This window comes from Streptomyces sp. NPDC001848, assembly GCF_042891915.1.
GTDB lineage: Bacteria > Actinomycetota > Actinomycetes > Streptomycetales > Streptomycetaceae > Streptomyces.
The window spans coordinates 1-19,752 of sequence record NZ_JBIATP010000031.1 but is presented as its reverse complement, the minus strand read 5'-3'; the positions used below and the strand labels follow the sequence as shown (position 1 = coordinate 19,752).

Here is a 19,752-nt window from a genome sequence, read left to right as displayed (position 1 = left end):
GTCTCAACGTCTGTTCCTCCACGTGCAGATCACTTGACGGAGAGCAACGCCCGAACCTCCTCGGCGCACCCCCACGACAGCGTGACGCCAGCACCTCCGTGCCCGTAGTTGTGCACGACCACGGTGCCGTCCTCCCCCACCTCTTCCTCCACACGGACCGTGGCACGGGTCGGTCGAACGCCGACCCTGTGCTCCAGGACACGGGCCTCGGCGAGGCGGGGCTCGACCTCGACACAGCGGGCGAGGATGCCGGCCGCCACCTTGTCGTCGGGGGCCAGATCGCCCTCGCCGTCGATCGCCGTGCCGCCCAGGACCACGGTGTCGCCGTGGGGGTAGAAGCACAGGAGGTCCGGAGAGAGGCCGGTGTCCTCGGAGAAGAACTCGGTCAGCCCGGGGTTGGTGACGACGACGTGCTGACCGCGGATGGGCCGAAGGTCAGGATCCGGAACCAGGTCGCGCGCCCCGAGGCCCGCGCAATTGACGATCACCGAAGCCGGACCGGCGTCCGTGAACGAAGTCAACCATCGCCGCTCGACCACACCGCCGGCATCGCGGAGCCGGCGCAGGAGGTAGTCGAGGTAGGTGGGTATGTCGATCAGTGGCACGGTGAACCGATAGCCCGCCATGAACCCGGCCGGAAGTTCGGCCCGCTCGCACGGCCGGAAACCCGGCAAAGTGGTGGCCCAGTCCGGCGCGGCCTCGGCCGTGCGGGACGCCTCGATGCCACTGGTGAGCCGAACGCCCGTCGCCGGGTCCTGGGCCAACTCCCGGAAGATCTCCAGGGACCGTTGTCCCCACTGGTCGACCTTGTCCTTCGGCTCGACCAGGTAAGGCCCCCACATCGCCCCGGCCGCCAGCGACGTGACCCCCGGCACCTGCTCGGCGATCACGTGCACCGAAGCCCCGGCCTCGGCGAGAACAACGGCCGTGGTGAGCCCAGCCACCCCAGCCCCGACAACGACAACGCGCTCCCCTGCGGCCATGAACCTGACCCTAACGGCCGGGTTGCGTCGATGGGGCGTGTTGGGCAAGGGCGTCCTCCAGAGCTGGCAGGAAGCCACGCACGTGAGGGTTGCGCTGTCGGCGACGGAGGTCGGCGGCAAGCGGGTGGAGCAGCGCCGCGCTGCGAGGCGAGCGGACGACATCAAGGCGGTCGGCGGCGATCTGGCCGATCTCGCAGGCTGCCTCCAGGTCTCCATGCGCGCTGTGTCCCAGGGCCAGCCAGGCTCCCTCGAACATGGCTCGGCGCTGGCTTGGGTCGCTGTCATGCCCGGCGTGGGGCTGCTGCTGGCGGTAGGTGTTCGGGCCGTGCGCCCCCGTCAGGCGGGTGGGTTGTCTGCGGTGTAGCTGACGGGGTAGGTCGTGGTGTACTCCTCCACTGGAATGCCCATCTGTGCGGCGTACTCGGCCCGGGCCTGCCGGTCGGCGTCAGTGAGCTCCGGGTGCACGCCGGGCGCCTGGGGTGCGCGCCAGAGTTGGACCAGGTGGCGCTCCCCACGGTCGCCGATGCCTGGTTCGGAATTGTCAGCGTGGCAGTACAGGCGCATACGCACCCATTCCTCGCCATTGGCGGAGGGCGGGATCTCAAGGGGCGGTTCCTGGTCGGGCCAGGCGTCCCAGAAGTCGCTCTGCCGGATGACGGCGAGACATAGGACAGGGAAGTCGGCACGCAGGCTGATCTCTTCCGCCGGCTCCCAGCCTCCACCGGCCTCCGGTGCTGGCGGTCCGTCGTGGACCTGAATGGTCATCTGCATGGGGCCGGTGTCGGTGGTGGGCAGCACCACGGCGTTGGTGTCGGTGGCTGGACCGCATCGCCAGCCGAAGGGCATCTCCTTCGGCCAGTCATAGTCGTCGTCGAATCCGATGAGGTAGCCATTCTCTCCGAGGTTGACGGTGAACGTCGCTTCACGGACCAGCATGAGCAAGCCTCCTTCAGCGGACAAAGGGTGTCCCCTGCCCCTATCAAGCGGGACAGGGGACACCCCTATCTGGTGGCGAGTGTATCGGCGCTCAGACGATCACGTAGAACGGGTCGCCGTCCATGACGTGCATCTTGTTGCGCCAGGCGGTGATGGTGCCGCCCTGGCTGCGATTCTCCTGGACGTTTACCCAGGTGATCTCCCGCTGGTTCTCGGGCAGGTGGGTGCCGCCTTCATAGGTTGAGGCGAAGGGGTATTCGTCGCAGGAGGTACGGCCGGCGCTCTGCATGTCCGGCGGGACAGGCACGGAGCAGACGGCCTTGCGGTTCTTGTCCTCCTGCGTCGGATTGATCATCCAGTGCAGGGGTTGGCCGCCGTTGGGATCCCCGTAGTGGCCGCCGTTGGCGCGCAACTTGCGGATCCCGTCGTTGATGTAGGGGATCCCGACCATGCTCACTGCGGTGGGAGCTTCTGGAATGGCGCATCCGGACCGGCTGGCGCGGCTGCTGCCGTAGTAGTTGTCGCACCGGTAGACGGCTGAGTCGTAAGAGACACTGCCGGAGATGATGCCGGGCTTGGTGAAGGTGTACGTGTAGTGCGTCTTCGCTTTGGGGTTGACGGTCCCCTTGGGGATAGCGGCGGTCGTGTAGTCGATGCTGCCGTTGGCAGTTCCGCTGTCGAGGATGTGACCCTGCGAGAAGTGGACGGTGGCCTTGGTGCCGCCGCCGGAGGTAGCGGCGATGTTGACGTGGACGTCGTTGCCTTCGCGGGTGACTCGTGCCTTGGAGACGGTGAACGTCTCTGACCAGTTCGCAGAGTTCGCAAGCAGGGTCATTTGGTGCTTGACGTCGTAGTCGACGGTGCCCACGACGGTGGGAGTGCCGTTGACTTCCCTCATGACATCGACATGAACGGCGACCCATTCACACTCGCTGTACCGGTTGACCATGATCTGGTTGATGGTGCACGTGGCATCGGACGCTGAATCAGTGAGTCCGTGCACTTGGGGCTGGGCCGAGTTGACGGTGACGCGCAGATGTTCGGTACCGGGTTGATCGGCCAGAGCTGACGGCGTAGCCGCTCCGAGGAGTCCGAGTGCTGCAGCCCCCGTTATGAGCGGCGCTTTCAATCGCAACTTGTGTCCCCTGTGTTGAAACGCGGTCGGCAGGATGGTGGTCAACTCCACGCTGCCTCTTGTCACATTGGGGCATACAAGCACGCCTTTCACGCAGGCTGCATCTCGATTTGATCAGTTTCGGTCAAGTGTGAGCTGTAGTGCGAAAGTCGAGTCGGGGCTGTGCCCAGCAGGCAGCCCCCGCATCACGGAGGGGCACCAAGCGGCATCGAGGACGCCGTGGTCGGCTCGGAACCGCTGGGCGGGACACCGGCCCTGGGGACGCCGTGGGTGTCGGTCACTTCTTCCTCCGTGCTGCGCGCGCGGCCGCGCGCCGGGTGGCCCGATCTGGACGGGGCGGGGTTGGCTCGTTGTGGTCGTCCGGCGAGGTGGTGGGGAGGTCGCGGTCGACGAACACGGGCGTCTCGCCGCTGGTGTCGATGATGATCTCGCCGTGGAGGATGAGCTGCGTCTGCCAGTTGGTGCCGGGCCGAGGCGTGTGCTCGCCTCTGGGGGTGCTGGATGGCCCGGTCACAGGTAGCTCTCTGCCGGTTGCTGCGCCGAGGGCGTCCGTGAGGATCTGCGCCGGGGGCACCCCGGTACCGGAGGCGAGTGCGCCGGAGTAGGACTGGATGGCGTAGGTGAAGCCGAACAGCAGGATGAAGCCGGCGGCGAGGGAGACGAGGATCGAGCGGACGATGCCCTTGGGGCCGGGGTGGATGTGTCGACGATGTCCTGGCACAGCTCCAGCACCCGGCGGATCAGGTCATCCCCCAGCGCCCACGCGATCTGAACGGCCGACGACATCCGGAACACCAGATCCATGGCCAGCCAGGGCGACCGCTCCTTCGCCATCTCAGTCTTGGGCGACTTGGCCCGTAACACGTTCGGCGAGAGCCGCTGAGAGGTTGACGCTGTCGTAGATCTTGAGTGCGCGTGTTTCAGATCTTGGCTGGAAGGTCGCCGAAACGAGGCGGGGCCGAGAAGCCATGGCGGCTTCCCCGCCCCGCCGGGTAGTGCTGTGATGCTGGGTCAGGCGCCGATTGCTGCGCCGTAGCGGGCGGTGACGTCTTCCCAGTTGACCAGGTCCCAGAGCTTGGTGACGTAGTCGGGGCGGACGTTCTTGTATTGCAGGTAGTAGGCGTGCTCCCAGGCGTCGAAGACCAGCAGCGGGGTGCTGCCCTGACCGACGTTGCCGTGGTGGTCGTAGACCTGCTCCACGATCAGGCGCCGACCGAGGGGCTCCCATGCCAGGACGCCCCAGCCGGATCCCTGGACGCTGCTGGTGGCGACGGTGAGCTGCTTCTTGAACTGCTCGAAGCCGCCGAAGTGTTCGTCGATGGCGTCGGCCAGCGCCCCGTCGGGGCGGTCGCCGCCGTCCGGGGACAGGTTCTGCCAGAAGATCGAGTGCAGGACGTGGCCGGAGAGGTTGAAGGCGAAGGTCTTCTCCAAGCCGACCAGGCTGGTGGGGGTGATCTGGTCCTTGTCGCGGGCCTCGGCGATCTGCTCGAGGGTGTCGTTGGCGCCCTTGACGTAGGCGGCGTGGTGCTTGGCGTGGTGCAGCTCCAGGATCTGCCCGGTGATGGCCGGCTCCAGCGCGGCGTAGTCGTAGGGCAGGTCGGGAAGCGTGTAGGTGCCCATCAGGCACGTCCCCTTTCACATGGGTGATCGTCCGGGGACACCCTACGGCTCTACTGCGAATTACTTGCAACAACGACAGTGGTGCATCAACATGGTCCGCGACGGGGTCGGCCCGTCAGCTTTCGGCAGTGCGGTATCGCGTGATGCTGTCCTCCCCGACAGGTGATCGTCATCTCACCCGGCGTCCGCCGGACCCGGCCGACCCCGCTCGCACGCATCCGGTCTACGCCAGGCCCTGGGAGGTAGCTGGCTTGAACCGGATTCCTACCGTTTCATCCAGAGTCGCAATCGTTGAAGAAGGCGAGGCCCTGCCTCCCCTCCAGGTGGGGGCTGCACCCGCGCTCTGGTGCAGCCCCCACTGCGCTGTTCGGGCGTATCCACAGCCCTCGTGCCTGACTGATCACAGTCGGTCTCGTTGGTTCCCGCGGGAGGCAAGACGTGGGGCACTGGGTGTACAAGTTCGTGGGCTGTCCCGATACCGGGAACTACTGACCTTTGCGGCGTGTTGTCGTTGGGGGCTGACGATGTGTGATCGTCGCGGTATGCCGGTTGTGTGAGATATCCGCAGGGTGGTGGGCTGACGCCTGAACGGCAGGCGTTTCGCGAGCGGATCCGGCTGGAGGCCGCGGAGCGATTCGCTGCGGGTGCCTCCAGCGCCGAGGTCGCCAAGGACTTACGGGTGAGTGTGCGCTCGGTGCAGCGCTGGCGCCGAGCCTGGCACGACGCCGGGACCGAGGGGCTGCGGTCTGCCGGGCCCGTGTCACGGCCCAAGCTGAGTGAGGCCCTGTTCGCCGTGCTCGAGCAGGAACTCGCCAAGGGACCGGTCGCGCACGGCTGGCCGGACCAGACCTGGACGCTGGCGCGGATCAAGACGCTGATCGGGCGCCGGTTCCACAAGAGCATGACGCTGTCGGCGATCGCGCGGATGCTGCACCGGCACGGCTTCAGCCACCAGGTCCCGGCCCGCCGGGCCATCGAACGTGACGAGGAGGCCGTGGCGGACTGGGTGAAGGAGACGTGGCCGCAGGTGGAAGGTCCGTGGCGGCGCTCGAGGCCTGGCTGTGCTTCGAGGACGAAGCCGGCTTCTCGATGACGCCGCCCACCGCACGGACCTGGGCCCGGCGTGGGCGCACACCCCTCATCCGGGTCCGGGGACGCTCCCAGCGCCGCTTCTCCATCGCCGCTCTGGCCTGCTACAAGCAGGGGGAACGCTCACGGCTGATCTACCGGCCCAAGCGGCATGTCGATCACAAGCGGGGCGGCAGACGCAGTTTCGCCTGGACCGACTACCGCGACCTGCTCATCGCCGCACACCAGCAGCTCGGCGCACCCATCGTGCTCGTGTGGGACAACCTCAACGTCCACAAGGACCGCCACTTACGGGAGTTCATCGACACCCAGGACTGGATCACCTGCTACTTCCTGCCGGCCTACGCACCGGACCTAATTCGGTGTTAAGAGCGGTCCGGACTGGGGCTACGAGCCCCGGGGCTGTTCGAGTACATGGCACGCAGCCTCGACTCTCATCCGGTCATCAGGTCTGGCCGAAGACGGGCGCGCGCGTCTTGTGCTCGGTGGTGGCGGTCGCCTGGCCTTCGTGCGTATGCCTTCACCCGACCCGGCCTTGACGCCTCGGTTGAGATCGGCAGCGTTCGGCGTGTTCGTGGCCGCCGCCACCTGCTTCTGCGCTGGCTCGTTGGCATTCGTGGTGCGAGCCCGTTGCACGGTGATCTCTCGATACACCCGGGCCTCCGAGCTCCAGGTCAGGCCGAGACCCGTGGGGCGTGCTGGTGCCGCGAACGGCTGGTGAGGTGTCGGACCGTCCCGAGAGGTCGAGTCCTGGAATTAGGTCGCTGCGTGGCCCGCGTGTGCTCGTGACCAGCGCAAATAACCGCGCTTAGGGGAGGTATCACGTGATCTACTGCGGAATCGACTGGGCGGAGAAGACGCACGACGTCGCCCTGGTCGACGACTCCGGGCAGTTGCTGGCCAAGCGCCATATCACCGATGATGCGGCTGGCTATCAGCTGCTGCTGGAGCTGCTCGCCGAGTACGGCGACGGCGAAGACAACCCGATCCCGGTGGCCATCGAGACCTCCCGGGGGCTGCTGGTGGCCATGCTGCGGACCGGCAAGCGCAAGGTGTTCGCGATCAATCCCCTGGCCGCCGCCCGCTACCGTGACCGCCACAGCGTCTCGCGCAAGAAATCCGACCCGGGCGACGCCCTGGTGCTGGCGAACATTCTGCGCACCGACATGCACGCTCACCGTCCCCTGCCCAACGACTCCGACCTCGGTCGTGCAATCGCTGTCCTGGCCCGCGCACAGCAGGACGCGCTCTGGAACCGGCAGCAGATTGCCAACCAGCTCCGTTCTCTCCTTCGGGAGTACTACCCGGCCGCCTTGGACGCCGTCGCCAAGTGGGAGAACGGCCTGTGCCGTCCTGAGGCGCGCGAACTCCTGAAAGCAGCCCCGACACCTTCCAAGGCCGCGCGGCTGACCCGCACCCAGCTGCATGCCGCCCTCAAGAGGGCTGGCCGCAGGCGCAGCATCGATGCGGAGGCCGACCGTCTCCGTGACATCTTCCGCGCGGAGTGGACCCACCAGCCGACGCTGATCGAGGAGGCGCTCGGCAAACAAATGCTCGCCCTCCTCGTCCAACTGGAGGCCGCCTGCACCGCCGCCGACAACCTCGCGAAGGCAGTGGAAGAGGTATTCCCTCAACACCCGGACGCAGAAATCCTGTTGAGCTTCCCCGGGCTTGGCATCCAGCTCGCCGCCCGGGTCCTGGCTGAGATCGGGGACGACCGCACACGCTTCGCTGACGCCCGCGGCCTCAAGGCATACGCCGGCTCCTCACCGATCACCAGGGCCTCCGGCAAGAAGTCGTCCATCACACGGCGGTGGGTGAAGAACGACCGGCTCAACCACGCCGGCTATCTCTGGGCTTTCGCCTCACTGCGGGCGTCCGCTGGAGCTAACGCCCACTACCGGCGACGACGTGAGCACGGTGACTGGCACGCAGCCGCCCAGAGGAACCTCTTCAACCGCGTGATCGGCCAGCTCTACCACTGCCTCCAGCACCGCAAGCTGTTCGACGAAAAAACCGCGTTTCCCACCGAGCTGGAAGCCGCGGCTTGACGGCATAGCACCGTGAGGTGTCTCAACCCCGTCGAGGGCATCTGGTCCCTGCTGCGGCGCAGCAGCCAGGTCAACACCGCCTTCACCGATCCCGAGCACCTCATCAGCACGCTCCGACACGGTCTCCGCCAGATCCAGTACCGCAGCAACCTCATCGACGGATGCCTTGCCGAAACCGGTCTCACCTCGACGACATCACGCCGACAACGTCAGTATCAGCAGATCGCCGACGAGGAGGAGCCGGGCGAGGTCGTGTTCCGCGAACGCCCTGGCAGCCTCATCGTGGACGGGTTCGTGCGGGACAGCGTCGACGAGGTGATGATGGTGGCCCGCTTCCGCTGGGTGGCCAGCGGTGACCCGTCGGCGGTGGCACCGAGGGTGCTCGAAGCGGCCGCAGAACAACGTCCACCAGCGGCTGATGAGGCAGGCAGCCAGTGAGTACGCACGGCGGGCCGGACGCCAGCGGAGACGAACAGACAGAGCCTGAGATCTGCGATCTGTGCGGGGCCGTGATCCCGACCGGCAGTATCGATTGGTATGCACTGGTGCGGGACTCCTCCGCGGTCCACGCGGTGGAGTCGAAATACGATGGCAAGCGCACGTTGGTCGCATGCTCACGCGAGCACCTCGCGGAACTACTCGAGCAGTACAAACGCCGCCCGTTCGTAGACGCCGAACTATGGGCCGGGAAGATCGCCCGGGTACTGCGGCGGCACCCCGAAGGCGTCAGCGAGGAAGACCTGGCCCGGGACAGCGGCCTGACCCACGTGCAGATCCAGCGCGGCGTGATGTGGCAGAACACCGAGGCCCAGCGCTGGCTCGAGCAACACGCCCAGGAGGAAGACGACGGTCAGTAGGGCGACTGCCGGAGTGGGGGTGGGGCGGGGGGAGGGCCCCGGATTGAGTGAGGGCCATGACGGCTCGGGGCCTTCCGTGGGCCAACCCGGTTCCAGCACGCATGCTGGAACGCCGTATCGCGCTATGACGACCTGGTGACGGCCGCCGACTTGTCGCTGGCGCTGACGCCGACGACCGGTCTCCGTTCGCCTACTTGGGCAGTCGCTTCCCGCCCTGCCGGAGGAGTACGCGGCTCGTGATCAGTTCACCTGGATCCTCGACTGCAAGGCTGGAATCGCAGCGATCTTGGACGCCTCAAGGTGGTCCCAAAGGATGCCTGGCGGCCGGTGCGGGGTGCTGCAAGTGATGACCTCGTCGGGCGTGACGATCACGTCGACGTTCACATCGTGTGCCGTGGATGGAATGGGGGTTTCGATCACCTGGAGGGAGTGCACGGTGGTGACGACGAGCGTCTCGGGCCCGACGAGTCCAGCCTCGGTGAGCAACGCAAACTCCAGGTCGGAGTACCCGGCCCCCTTGCCGATCCGCACTCCGGTGCGGTTGACCGCCACACTGCCGAGGACGACGACGCTGACGGGACGGAGGGCATCGACTTCTACCGTCGGTGCGATCGTTGCCGCGACGCGGCTGCTCGCGGCCTCATGCGGTGGTACTTCCAGGACGGCCGGGTCGAGGAGGTAAAAGGGCTTGATCGTGGCCAGCTTCGGGACGGCCATGTAGAGGAGTTTGCCATCCTCCAAAGCGCGTGCACGCACAGGTAGTTGGGCTTTGTCCGGTACTGCCTTGATGACCGTGGCGTTTTTCCACGCCTCAAGCCCGGCGAGTCGTGCAGCGGCTTCTTCAGAGCCTTTGAAGTTGGGTATGCGGCCGTGAGCCGTGTCGTCGTGCACCGCGCCAGCCGCGTCGAGGGCATCCCAGACTTGAGTCCGTACGAGCTTCTTTGCGTCATCGTGTGTCGCGGACACAACAAGTACTCCTTAAGCTTACGTCGTTGCCATGAGCGCGAACAGCCGGTCATGGACGTCGGCGACGATCGGGTCCTGTCGCCAGGGCCGCAGCTCTTTTGCCGCGCTGAAGACCACGTTCAGTCCTCCCCCGCCCCGGGTCTCCTCCAGTTCCGTGATGGCCTCGGCGAGCGTGATCACCGCGGCGTCGACCTCGCGTTGGCGAATATAGGCGAGCGTAAGGTTGCCCAGCACGATCGCGCGAGATTTTCGCCGATCTTGCAGTTCCGCGGCCGTTGTCTCCAGTAATTGCTGGGCGCGTCGGTGCTGGCCGAGGGAGAGGTAGCACGATCCGGCGAGGCGGCCGAACTGGGTGGGGGAAACGAGATTGGCTGCGGCATCAACGCCGTCGGATCTCTCCAGATGTCGTTGGGCTGCGTCGAGTGCTCGCTCACAGTCCTGTGCTTCTCCGAGCATGGCGTGAGCTTCGCCGGCGTGGAGGAGAGCCATGCCGGTCAGGGCCGGGCTGATCGAACGGGCCGTGGCCGCTGCCTGGAGTGCGAGGTCCAGTCCCGTCCGGGGGTCTTGGGCTCCGTAGAGCGCGACGTAGCAGGTCCGCAGAAGGGCATGGCCTTCGAGAGCGTGATCACGCAGGCGTCGGGCGACCGCAACGCTCTGGTCGTAGTAGCCGCGTGCCGTGGCGTGGTCGCGTCGCTGTGAGGCGTCCCAGACGAGCTGCCCCATGAGCGTGAAGGCGTCGCCTCGGAGGGAAAGCAACTCGCGTTCTGTTCGTCCGCGAGGAGCCTTCCGTGCCAAGAAGGTAATCAGGCTGAGTTGTTCTCCGCCCTTGGCAAGGAGGCTGGCCGATGGCGTGCGGTCGTACCGTGCTGCGAGCTCCTCGAATTCGCTCCGCAGCTCCGCCACCGTGGTCAGGTCTGTCTGTGCCGGATCGAGAGCCCGCTGCCGGACTTCCGCTGCCGGGCCTCCCGGCTCTGATTCCCGCGTGAGCAGATCGTCCAGTTCGTCGACTGTCACCTTGAGTACAGTCGCCAGACGTGGGCGCATCCACGGCTGTGGCGATGCCGTCCCCGCTTCCCAGCGCACGATCGTGGAACGGTCCACGCCCAGCCGCTCGGCGAGTACTTCCTGTGTCAGGCCCACGGATTGGCGTCGCTCGGCGAGGCGCTGCCGCCTGCGTGCCATGACTCGGACCCCCAATTTCCTAGCCGCCTCGTACGAAGGACACCCAGGTCATGCCCGCTGGTGCCACACGGATGCATCACCAGTGCATCAATTCTGCTCTGGGAGCACGGGAGTTGGCTCGGTTGAGTGGAGTTCTGCACTCCCCACGCAGAAGGGCCATGACCGATGCTGCAGGACGCGTTCGTTTCCGCCGCTCCACGAGTTGAGCGAGTAGGCCGCCATCTCTCGCTACGCGTCCGGCCCAGGGCCTGAACGGCAGGCAGATTGTCCCGGCGCTTCGCATGAGGCGTCGAGGTTGGCGAAGCGGCTGACCACGTGACAGCACCGCGCCAAGAAATGAGAGGCCACCTTGCACGACACGACAGAGCACTTCTCGGACCAACCCGACTGGTCTCAGCGCCAGATCGCCTACTACCGCGCAAGGGCCGCTGAGTATGACAGGGCATACGACGAACGCATGCCCATGCCCCAGTTCGTGAAGGTCCTCGATGAGCTGCCCATCAGCGGCGACGTCCTTGAGTTCGCGTGCGGAACGGGCCAGTGGACCCAGCTGCTCGCCGACCGCGCGCGCAGCCTGACCGCGCTGGACGCTGCACCGGAGATGCTCCGTATCGCACGCGCCCGGATGCGGGGCAGGGCGACTCACTTCATTGAAGCGGACATCTTCAGCTGGGAACCGAACCGCCAGTACGACACCGTCTTCTTCGCCTTCTGGCTCAGCCACGTTCCGCCCATGGAGATGGAAGCTTTCTGGGCCCTGCTGAGATGGACGCTGGCTCCTGGTGGCTGCGTTGTGTTCCTCGACGACTCGATCGCGAAAGCCGAGTTCGAAGAACTGGTCGCCGAGGCCCAGGTACCGACCGTGCGACGTCGCCTCTCTGACGGGGCCCAGCATCTCACCGTGAAGGTGCTGCACGACGCTCCCAGTCTCACCTCGCAGCTGAACGACCTGGGCTGGGAAGCCCACATCGAACCGCTCGACGCCTATCACCTCACTGGCATCGCACGCCCCCGGAGGAGCGGATGACCAGTATCAATGGCTATCCCGCTCGCCCGAGCGTCCGTGCTGGCGAGGTGATCCGACTGCACATCGCCACGTCAGCCCCTCGGTTCCGCGTCGACTTCTACCGCTGGGGGGCGACTCCTCAGCACGCAGGGCACACCGAGTGGCCGGGCCGCACCGCCGATCCCGGCACGTTCGACAGGGACTGGCAGTGGCCCGCGTACGAATTCCCCGTACCGGCCGACTGGAGGTCCGGGGTCTATATCGCGGTCCTGAGCACGGAGCCGAGCTCCTGCACGCCGCCGATGGATTCTCGCGAGTCGAGTGATGACGTTGCGGGTGATGGAGGCGACCTGGGGGTCGGTGGCCAACAACTGATCATCGCGCTCGCGCTCGCAGTACTGGCCGCATTCCGGCCATCACCCGAGCCCGCCCCGCTGCACTCGTTCGTCATCACCGTGATCGTTTTGCTTAGGAGCGGGGCAAGGCGCGAGTCCGGGATGTCCTCGCACCGTAGACGGAGGACGAGGAGGCGGCGATCACGTGCAGGTTGCCGGCTCGACGGGCTGCTTCGAGGACCTGGAGGGTCCCGGTTGCGTTGGCGTGGTGGCTGGCCAGGGGGTCTTTGACGGAGCGGGGCACGGACGGCAGGGCGGCGAGGTGCATGCGGATCGGCGGCACGGCGGGCGCTCTAAGATGGGAGGTGCCTCGGCCGTACGGGCCGCGACTCCCTCGTCCAGGCGGGTGGCGACCGGGAACAGCTCCGCGCGCTCAAGCAGACGTACGGCCATGTACAGGCCGACGAGCAACAGGCCCGCGAGCACATCACCTTCCTCACCAGGATGTTCACCCAACTCAACGCAGGCGCTCGAAAGAGCCCCTTGCCCCGATCTCTGCGCCACCTCAAGGCCCCGGGCGGGCGGCAGGCTCAGCCAGCGCGGGAGCGCCGACATCGGCAAGGTCGGCGAGACTGGCTGCGGGCAGGCTCTCCAGATAGGAGGCGATCCGTTCCCGCGGATCGGCCAGGAGGTGCTCGTCCCGGGGCGACGCCATACGCGCCAACATCTGGCAGGTGTCCAGGCAGACGCCGGGCCATGATGCGAAGAGCCCTCACCGGCTTTCACCAGCCATGCCACCATTATCCGCAGGAGGTGTTGGTTGAACTCATCACACGGCAAAGGCCGTTCCGGCACGAAGCAGACCCACAAAGCCGAGGAGGCGATCGACCGGATCCTGGCCAAAGCACCTGCCGAGCAGAGACGGCTCGCGGACGGCCGCAACACAAAGACCGTCCTCATCGGCATGGTCTCCGAGTGGAAGGAGATCCGCGGAGGCAGTTTCGAGTGCCGACCCACCGGCACCAGATGGGCCCACCTCTCCGACGACTCCTTGGCAATCGGCGACTTCCGCCCCCTCGGCCTGAGTACAGACCTCTGTGCTGTGAGCGACCACGCGATGGCGCGCACCTTCGCCGCCGGCTACCGAGAAGCAATCTTCGGAAACGCGCCACCGGTGTCCTACTGGAGCACCGTCACCATGGTGGAGGACACCATTCCCGTCATGCTGGCGGTCCTCGATCGTGAGCTGACCGGTGCGGTCGGATGCCTCGACTGGTACCTGCGGACTCCCTGCTGGTCCGTGCTCTGCCAGCAGCACCCAGGCGACGGCGACACGACCTTCTGCGGCTCCCCGAGCTGTGCGTTGGCCGCGCCTGAAGCACCGTGCGACTGCTCCTGCGGCGGCGTGAACCACGGGATGGGAGAGGAGGTCCTCAAGGCACTACGGCCGGGGCCCCCCGACTGGTCCGCCGTGCCAGCACCTGTGTGGAAGCCGGGTTCGGGCACTGTGGAAGTCGACCGCGCGCACCGACGAATAGCTGGCCGGGACCCTTTCGGTCGGCACGGTGCTCGCGTGCGGCCCCCTTCATCGGCGTGGACGTCGCCAGCCGCTACCACTCCGCGCGATCCGCGCCACCTGGCCACCGAAACACGAAAGGCCGACCCGTGATGCACGAACTGGTCGCACTCAGGCCGTCGGCGTGCTGATCTCGTCAGCCGGCACCAGGGCCGCATCACTGGAGTGGTTCGTCTCCACCACCGCACGCTCAGCCGCGGCGCGCGAACAGACCGAAGGACTGGCCGACGGACGCGCCAGCCTCCTGCACCGCAGCACACGTGCCTACGTGCATCACGCACTCACCGGCATCCTCCAGGAGCTGGGCTACTCCGTCGCCCACACGACCTCCGGCCTGCGTATCGAGGGCCTACCCGGCGCCTCGGCCGGAGCGGAGACCGCCAGCGCTCTCGCGGACTTCCTCCGCGGAAGCCTCGACAGCCTGGATGGAGCACGCGATCGCAAGCATCGCGCCGCAGACGGCGAGGACGGTGACGACGGCTTGGCCAGCGTACCCGCCCGCGTGTGACCGCGCCGCCATCGACGAGCAATATCGGCACAACCTGAGACCACGCTGCGAACGTCCTGCAAGATCCGGCCTCGCGCACCCGCGGGGCCGGTGTACCGACGCCGGACCTACGCGCCGGGCCACTCGCCCTGCCCCCACACCGACGTTTTTCGGCCGTCCTCGCTTCTGCTCGCAGGTCTCCCTCCACCGCTCCGATACCGACGGGCGGCTACCCTCGAGCCGTTCACCGCGCCAAGCGGCAATGAGGCACCGATGTCCCGGCGCGCCAGGTGAACAAAATGGATGGCGAGGACGCCGTTCTCCGTGACGAACCTCTCAGCGTCGTGGACCTTCGCATGCACAGCGTCGATGAACACCACCGGATGGAGCGGATGGAGCGGCCTGGCCCGCCACTCGGCCATGGAGTCCAAAGCCTTGTCCCTGCTCGGGAAGACCGTCTACTCCGAGGTCTCCATGCCGTACGACTCAGCGAGATGCGGCAACGATCTCGTCGGAGGTCAGCCCTTCGCGGTCAGCGAGAGCACCAGATCGTCCAACCCACCCGTGCGCTGCGCCTACTTCGGCTTCGTGATTGCGGGCTTGCCAGGTCAGCCTCAAGGCCGCATAAATTGGCTCCAGTTGACCGCCAGGGGGAACGGTGACAGGACGGGACCTTCGAACGCTGTTCAGTTCAAACGACCGGAGTATCGCCGCCAGTGAGGCGTTCACGAACCGGCAGGCGCAGTGGCAGGCGGTGACAGCCGGCCTTGCTGATCACATACGGCGTCTGACCAGTTCTGACTTCGACGTGGAGGACCTGGAAAGCCCCCGCACCAACATCATCGTGTTCCACGGTGTGGGCGGGATCGGCAAGTCAACGCTCTCCCGCAAGATCGAGGCGTCGCTCGCCCACAGTGAGCACCGCCCAGTGCAGTGGGAAGCGTCAGCCCACGAGGAACGGATCCTGCCGGTCCGCATCGACCTCGCGCAGGCCGCGGGCATGGACTTCGAACGGGTCATCCTCACCATCCGCCTTGCAGTCGCCACGCTCGGTCGACCGATGCCCGCCTTCGACCTCGCCCTGCGCCGCTACTGGGAGCACAACCACCCAGGTGAACCGATCGAGGATTATCTGCGCAGGGGCGGGCTGCTGAGCCGCTTCAGCGCCGCTGCCGCTCTACCGCAGCAGGTCCAGTCCGCCCTCAGCGACGTCGCCCAGGCCCTGCTCCTGCCCGGCACCGTCGGGAGCGCGCTCGGCCACGGGGGCGGGGCACTCATCAAAGCGTTACGCGAGCGGCGCCAGTCCGTACGCGCGCTCGCCGACTGCTCCCGCCTGGCCGACCTGCTGGAAGCCGAGCCCGACCTGGAAACCCTCAGCTTCTACCCGCACCTGCTCGCCTGGGACCTGGCCCAACTCTCAGCCGACAAGAGCGCACTACTTGTGGTCCTGATGGACACCTTCGAGGACACCGGCGACCGAACCCACCGTGACTTCGAGCGTCTACTCCAGCGCATCGTGTGGCTGATGCCCAACGCGTTCTTCGTCGTCACCGGACGCAACCGCCTCCAGTGGGCAGAGAGCAGCTTGGAAGGGCAACTCGACTGGACCGGTCCGAATGCGTGGCCCGGGCTCGCCTCCGACACGGCCCATACCCGGTCAGGCGTATCCGGCGGCCACATCCTGATCGGCGACTTCTCCCCGGAAGACTGCGAGGACTACCTGTCCCGCAGGCTCAGCCGCAACGGGCAGCCGCTGATCGACGAACCGGTCCGCCGGATCATCGCCGAGCGCTCCCACGGGCTTCCTCTGTATCTGGACCTGTCGGTCATGCGGTACCTGGAGCTTCGGCGCAGCGGCAGACAGCCGCAGGTCACGGATTTCGACCACGACTTTCCCGCCCTGATCGCCCGTACTCTCAGAGACCTGACCGCCGAGGAACGCCACGTACTCCGCTCGGTCAGCCTGCTCAGCGCGTTCTCCGTGCCCCTGGCCACCCAGGCCGCCGGCATGCAGCACGATGCGCCTGCCCTGCGGTTGACCGAGCGCCCCTTCATCCGGGAGTCCCCCTCCGGTGTGTGGCCCTTCCATGTCCACGACCTCATCCGCGCCGCCATTCGCAATACGGACGACGCCAGTGACGACCGCTGGTCGGAGCGCGACTGGCAGCGTGCGGCCCAACGCGCCTTCCACGCGCTGGAATCGCAGTGGCGCCAGGACCTACGACGCGACCGTGCCGTCCTGGTCGGATGCCTCCAACAAGGGCTGCTCCTCGCACGGGACTTCCGTCTCGATCTCGGCTGGCTCGCCGATGCCGCATTCCAGTACGTAGGGGACTCCATCTGGGAACCGCTGGTGCTCCCCGCCGCCGACGCCGCGTCGTCGGGGGGCGTGCGAACTGCTGCGGATGCCCTGGTGGAAACGCTCAGTGCCATCGCCCGGCGCCAGCACGAACACCGTGAACGCACAGTCAGTCGGCTCTCCGCCGTCCTCGCATCGGGGTTGCTCCCTGATGAACTGGTCGAACTGGCCACGTATTACCAGGCGAAGGCCCAGCGGGACCTCGGGCTGACCGACGATTCCCGCCGGGGTATGCAGCGTGTCGCGTCCGCCGGCGGTCGGCTCGCTTCCGCCGCTCGACGGGGTCTGGCGCACCTGAGCCGAGTGTCCGGAGATTTCCCAGCGGCGGTAGAGGCCGCCGGGAGGCTGGGCTGGGCTGGGCGGCACCATCGGGTGCTGGGGGACGTCTGGTGGGTGCAGGGAGACATGGAGCGGGCGGCAGCCGCGTATCTGGCAGCCCGGAGTGAGGCCGAGGAAAACGGTGTGGTCGGCGAGACCGCCGTGGCCCAGGCCCATCTCGCCTTCGCCGTATCCTTCGTCGACCCGCTTCGGGCCGATGACGAACTCGACCTCGCGGACCGGCTGCTGTCGCCCCTGAGTCTGCGCTCCAACGAGATGACCGCTCACATCGCCACACTCGTGCGCGACGCAGGATTCGCCGTAGACCTGCCCGACCGGGCGGCTGTCCAGCTCGCAGAAATCGGCGTCTCCGGCATCTCCTACGCCGCGGCCAAACTGCAACTGGCCCTGTGCTTCCACCACGCGGTCCTTGATGCCCAGGACAACCTCGCGGCTGACATCGACCGCTTGCGCGGGCTCACACAAAACGGCTACTACGCCTACTACGTCGAAATCGCGCACTTCATGGGCAACCTCCCACTCCCCCTGAACACCGTACGAGCACGGTGGATCGACGGGGAACGACAGACCCGGGAACGATGGCGCAACATAGTACTGGGACGCCGCGATCAGGTCGGTAGGGTTCGTTGAGCAGCAGTACACGATCTGCTGCTGCCAGGAGATTGCCCAGCTCTCCACAAAGCACCCGCACCCCGCGTCTCCATCCATGAGCGGGCGATCTTTGTCCGTGGGTACTTCCGGGCGGAGCACCACCATGCCGGCGGCACTACCCGACCGACCAAGCGCAAATTCGCCGACGCAACGCGTCATGCGGACTCGGCAGGCGCTCCGCCACACCACCCCCTTGGGAGAAATCTGGGAGATGATCTTCCCCCAGAGACCACGCGAGCCCGTGCCACACCAACCCATACCAAGGCTCTGACCTGCACGTTTACCCGCACGCGCAGGCGTCGATCTTGCCCGAACCTCATTCGGGACGAAGGGGTCGTGGGTTCAAATCCCGCCACCCCGACGCTGGTCAGAGGCCCATTCGCATGATCGCGGATGGGCCTCTGAGCGTTTGTACAGCAGCGGGGTACAGCAACCTCTATGGCTCTTGCCGGCCGTCCTTGTCCGGCGGCTCTTCCTGCTTGCGCTTGCCCTTCTTCTTGCCGTCCTTCTGCTTGCTGCCGCCCAGAGCCTTCCCCAGCTTCCGGAGCGCCCGGCGGGTCTCCGCCGAGGGCACGTGGGTGTAGACCTCCATGGTCACGGCGATCTCGGAGTGGCGGAGGATCTGCATGGCGATCCGGGGGTGGACGTCGAGGGCGGCCAGGAGCGAGGCGCACGTGTGGCGGGTGTCGTGCACGCGGATCCGACGGACGCCGGCACGCTCGCAGCGGCGGTCGAACTCCCGGGTGAAGTTCCGCGGCTCCACCGGGGTGCCGTGCCCGGGTGGTGAAGACGAGGTCCGATTCCGTCCAGAGATCCTTGGCCCGCTCCCTCACCGCTTCCTGCTCCTTCTTGCGGAGCCGGAGCACCGCCAGGCAGATGTCCGGCAGCGGAAGCACCGCCTCGGACGCCTCGGTCTTGGCCGTGTCGGTGTGCAGGAGGCGCCGGCGGACCCTCTGAAGCTGGTGGCGAATGTGCAGCTCCCCCGTGTCCAGGTTCACGTCGGACCAGGTCAGGCCCAGGACCTCACCCTTGCGAAAGACCCAGGACAAGGATCAGCACGTAAGCGGCGTACAGGTGTCGCGCCACGTCTGCGCGTTCTCCAGGAAGGAGCACGCCTCCTCGACCGACCACGGATCCGGCCGCTTGCGCCGGGCCCGCTGCACCTTCACGAGCTGGGCGACGTTCTTCGAGATGCGCTCTTCGACCATGGCGTTGGTCAGCGCGCTGCGGAGGATCGTCCGGGCGTCGTTGACCGAGCGCTTCGAGGGCGTCTGTCGGCAGCACTCCCCCTTGGCGCAGCATCGCTGCTTTTCCTCGGGCCGCTTCGCGTCCTTGCCCTGCGCACGGCACTGGCAAGTCTCGGCAAGCTTGTTGAGCCAGCTCCGCATGTCCTGAACGGTCAGCCGGTCGAGCCGCTTCGCGCCGAGGAACGGGACGATGTACAGGCGCACGGTCGTCTCGTACGTGGCGGCGGTGAGCGGCCGGAGGTTGGGTTCCACGACCTCCTTGAGCCAGTACGCCAGGTACCGGGACTCCCACCCGCTCACCGTCTGCCGCGACACCCCGAGCGAAGCCGCGACCTCGGTCACCGACGCACCCGCCAACACGGCCAGGACAGCCCGATATCTCTGCTCGACAACCGACAACTCCACCAGCGCCAATCCCGGCCTCCCCACACGCACCGCAACGACGCGCACAGAAAAGCCGATCACGGCCACTGTCAACCATCAGCTGGGACCGAACTGTCAAGCATCTACCGGGATCGGACACACCAGCAGGCCCCAACGTGATTCAACTTTTCCCTACGGGTTCAAGCACCCGTCGTCGCTTCGCTCCTCCGGGCGGGCGCGGGCGGTCGGCGGCGCCCGCGCTCATGTCTCCGCCCCGCTCGGCACCGCCGACCGCCCGCTCCCGCCCAAGAGGCAGGCACTTAGGGCATGAGGTCAGGACACGTCGTGGCCGGGGCCGGTCGGCTCCGCGACTTAGCCAGCCACTTTGGCGCGAGCCTCGAAGATCATGGCCCCAACGTCGTGCTTTACCGGGCAGGTCCACAGACTGCCCGACGGCCGGAAGCTTACGGGGCCGTGATCACTCGCGCCAAAGCAGCTCCGTAAGTTGTTCGGTGGCCCGGGAGGGCCGGATGTGGCTTCAAAGCAGCTTGCCGACCGTGGCTTGCCTGG

The 19,752-nt window shown here is 66.8% G+C and carries 15 protein-coding genes and 5 pseudogenes; 8 read left to right on the top strand and 12 right to left on the bottom strand.

The features are described 5' to 3' along the window. Positions 1-29 precede the first annotated feature (29 nt). From ACFYZJ_RS38220 to ACFYZJ_RS38195, 6 genes and pseudogenes are all read right to left on the bottom strand, one after another. On the bottom strand, positions 30-983 hold the full coding sequence (locus tag ACFYZJ_RS38220; protein ID WP_388576682.1) for an FAD-dependent oxidoreductase: 954 nt from the start codon (positions 981-983) through the stop codon (positions 30-32). A 10-nt stretch (positions 984-993) separates the two neighbouring features. Continuing rightward, a pseudogene (locus ACFYZJ_RS38215) lies at positions 994-1,260 on the bottom strand (transcriptional regulator); the annotation flags it as partial. A 59-nt stretch (positions 1,261-1,319) separates the two neighbouring features. Further along, entirely contained in the window at positions 1,320-1,919 is a 600-nt protein-coding gene (locus ACFYZJ_RS38210) for a hypothetical protein (protein ID WP_388576680.1), read from the bottom strand. Positions 1,920-2,010: 91 nt separating this feature from the next. After that, positions 2,011-3,105, bottom strand: coding sequence for a NucA/NucB deoxyribonuclease domain-containing protein (locus ACFYZJ_RS38205; protein WP_388576677.1), 1,095 nt, complete (start codon positions 3,103-3,105; stop codon positions 2,011-2,013). A gap of 466 nt (positions 3,106-3,571) precedes the next feature. Further along, positions 3,572-3,745 (bottom strand): annotated as a pseudogene (locus tag ACFYZJ_RS38200) (amino acid permease); the annotation flags it as partial. 320 nt (positions 3,746-4,065) lie between these two features. Then, entirely contained in the window at positions 4,066-4,674 is a 609-nt protein-coding gene (locus tag ACFYZJ_RS38195; RefSeq protein ID WP_388576674.1) for a superoxide dismutase, read from the bottom strand. Between the two features lie 553 nt (positions 4,675-5,227). On the opposite strand from ACFYZJ_RS38195, the gene ACFYZJ_RS38190 reads away from it, so the two are divergent. From ACFYZJ_RS38190 to ACFYZJ_RS38170, 5 genes and pseudogenes are all read left to right on the top strand, one after another. Beyond that, positions 5,228-5,767 carry a winged helix-turn-helix domain-containing protein gene (locus ACFYZJ_RS38190; protein WP_388576672.1) on the top strand — a complete coding sequence of 180 codons (540 nt, stop codon included), beginning with the start codon at positions 5,228-5,230 and terminating at the stop codon, positions 5,765-5,767. Continuing rightward, positions 5,764-6,120 (top strand): annotated as a pseudogene (locus tag ACFYZJ_RS38185) (transposase); the annotation flags it as partial. The gene ACFYZJ_RS38190 and the pseudogene ACFYZJ_RS38185, both read left to right, overlap by 4 nt. A 467-nt stretch (positions 6,121-6,587) precedes the next feature. After that, positions 6,588-7,814, top strand: a complete 1,227-nt coding sequence (locus tag ACFYZJ_RS38180) for an IS110 family transposase (RefSeq protein ID WP_388576669.1) — start codon at positions 6,588-6,590, stop codon at positions 7,812-7,814. A 21-nt stretch (positions 7,815-7,835) separates the two neighbouring features. Continuing rightward, a pseudogene (locus tag ACFYZJ_RS38175) lies at positions 7,836-8,000 on the top strand (IS630 family transposase); the annotation flags it as partial. Positions 8,001-8,248: 248 nt separating this feature from the next. After that, on the top strand, positions 8,249-8,671 hold the full coding sequence (locus ACFYZJ_RS38170; protein ID WP_388576667.1) for a hypothetical protein: 423 nt from the start codon (positions 8,249-8,251) through the stop codon (positions 8,669-8,671). A 240-nt stretch (positions 8,672-8,911) separates the two neighbouring features. Here ACFYZJ_RS38170 and ACFYZJ_RS38165 read toward each other — a convergent pair whose 3' ends face one another. Both ACFYZJ_RS38165 and ACFYZJ_RS38160 read right to left on the bottom strand, forming a co-directional pair. Continuing rightward, complete coding sequence (locus ACFYZJ_RS38165; protein ID WP_388576665.1) at positions 8,912-9,637, bottom strand: 5-formyltetrahydrofolate cyclo-ligase; 726 nt, start codon at positions 9,635-9,637, stop codon at positions 8,912-8,914. A gap of 18 nt (positions 9,638-9,655) precedes the next feature. Further along, on the bottom strand, positions 9,656-10,819 hold the full coding sequence (locus ACFYZJ_RS38160) for a helix-turn-helix transcriptional regulator (RefSeq protein WP_388576663.1): 1,164 nt from the start codon (positions 10,817-10,819) through the stop codon (positions 9,656-9,658). A 457-nt stretch (positions 10,820-11,276) separates the two neighbouring features. On the opposite strand from ACFYZJ_RS38160, the gene ACFYZJ_RS38155 reads away from it, so the two are divergent. Next, a complete protein-coding gene (locus ACFYZJ_RS38155) occupies positions 11,277-11,846 on the top strand; it encodes a class I SAM-dependent methyltransferase (protein WP_388576749.1) in 570 nt (189 codons plus the stop codon). 483 nt (positions 11,847-12,329) lie between these two features. Here ACFYZJ_RS38155 and ACFYZJ_RS38150 read toward each other — a convergent pair. Further along, a pseudogene (locus ACFYZJ_RS38150) lies at positions 12,330-12,488 on the bottom strand (GDP-mannose 4,6-dehydratase); the annotation flags it as partial. Between the two features lie 237 nt (positions 12,489-12,725). Beyond that, the gene (locus ACFYZJ_RS38145; protein ID WP_388576659.1) at positions 12,726-12,875 is read right to left on the bottom strand and encodes a hypothetical protein; all 150 of its coding nucleotides are present in this window, start codon (positions 12,873-12,875) and stop codon (positions 12,726-12,728) included. Positions 12,876-13,860: 985 nt separating this feature from the next. On the opposite strand from ACFYZJ_RS38145, the gene ACFYZJ_RS38140 reads away from it, so the two are divergent. Both ACFYZJ_RS38140 and ACFYZJ_RS38135 read left to right on the top strand, forming a co-directional pair. After that, the gene (locus ACFYZJ_RS38140) at positions 13,861-14,244 is read left to right on the top strand and encodes a hypothetical protein (protein ID WP_388576657.1); all 384 of its coding nucleotides are present in this window, start codon (positions 13,861-13,863) and stop codon (positions 14,242-14,244) included. Between the two features lie 637 nt (positions 14,245-14,881). Next, positions 14,882-17,551: an ATP/GTP-binding protein gene (locus tag ACFYZJ_RS38135; RefSeq protein ID WP_388576655.1), complete on the top strand. Its 2,670-nt coding sequence runs from the start codon at positions 14,882-14,884 to the stop codon at positions 17,549-17,551. A 457-nt stretch (positions 17,552-18,008) separates the two neighbouring features. Here the strand turns inward: ACFYZJ_RS38135 and ACFYZJ_RS38130 are convergent, their stop codons facing one another. Beyond that, positions 18,009-18,335 carry a tyrosine-type recombinase/integrase gene (locus ACFYZJ_RS38130; protein ID WP_388576652.1) on the bottom strand — a complete coding sequence of 109 codons (327 nt, stop codon included), beginning with the start codon at positions 18,333-18,335 and terminating at the stop codon, positions 18,009-18,011. A gap of 289 nt (positions 18,336-18,624) precedes the next feature. After that, complete coding sequence (locus ACFYZJ_RS38125) at positions 18,625-19,218, bottom strand: helix-turn-helix domain-containing protein (protein WP_388576746.1); 594 nt, start codon at positions 19,216-19,218, stop codon at positions 18,625-18,627. Positions 19,219-19,752: the final 534 nt, after the last annotated feature.

What these genes read in the sequence shown, in the direction of transcription:
- ACFYZJ_RS38210 (WP_388576680.1), bottom strand. Translation starts at nt 1,919, where the DNA reads ATGCTGGTCCGTGAAGCGACGTTCACCGTCAACCTCGGAGAGAATGGC.
- ACFYZJ_RS38195 (WP_388576674.1), bottom strand. Translation starts at nt 4,674, where the DNA reads ATGGGCACCTACACGCTTCCCGACCTGCCCTACGACTACGCCGCGCTG.
- ACFYZJ_RS38155 (WP_388576749.1), top strand. Translation starts at nt 11,277, where the DNA reads ATGCCCATGCCCCAGTTCGTGAAGGTCCTCGATGAGCTGCCCATCAGC.
- ACFYZJ_RS38220 (WP_388576682.1), bottom strand. Translation starts at nt 983, where the DNA reads ATGGCCGCAGGGGAGCGCGTTGTCGTTGTCGGGGCTGGGGTGGCTGGG.
- ACFYZJ_RS38145 (WP_388576659.1), bottom strand. Translation starts at nt 12,875, where the DNA reads ATGGCGTCGCCCCGGGACGAGCACCTCCTGGCCGATCCGCGGGAACGG.
- ACFYZJ_RS38160 (WP_388576663.1), bottom strand. Translation starts at nt 10,819, where the DNA reads ATGGCACGCAGGCGGCAGCGCCTCGCCGAGCGACGCCAATCCGTGGGC.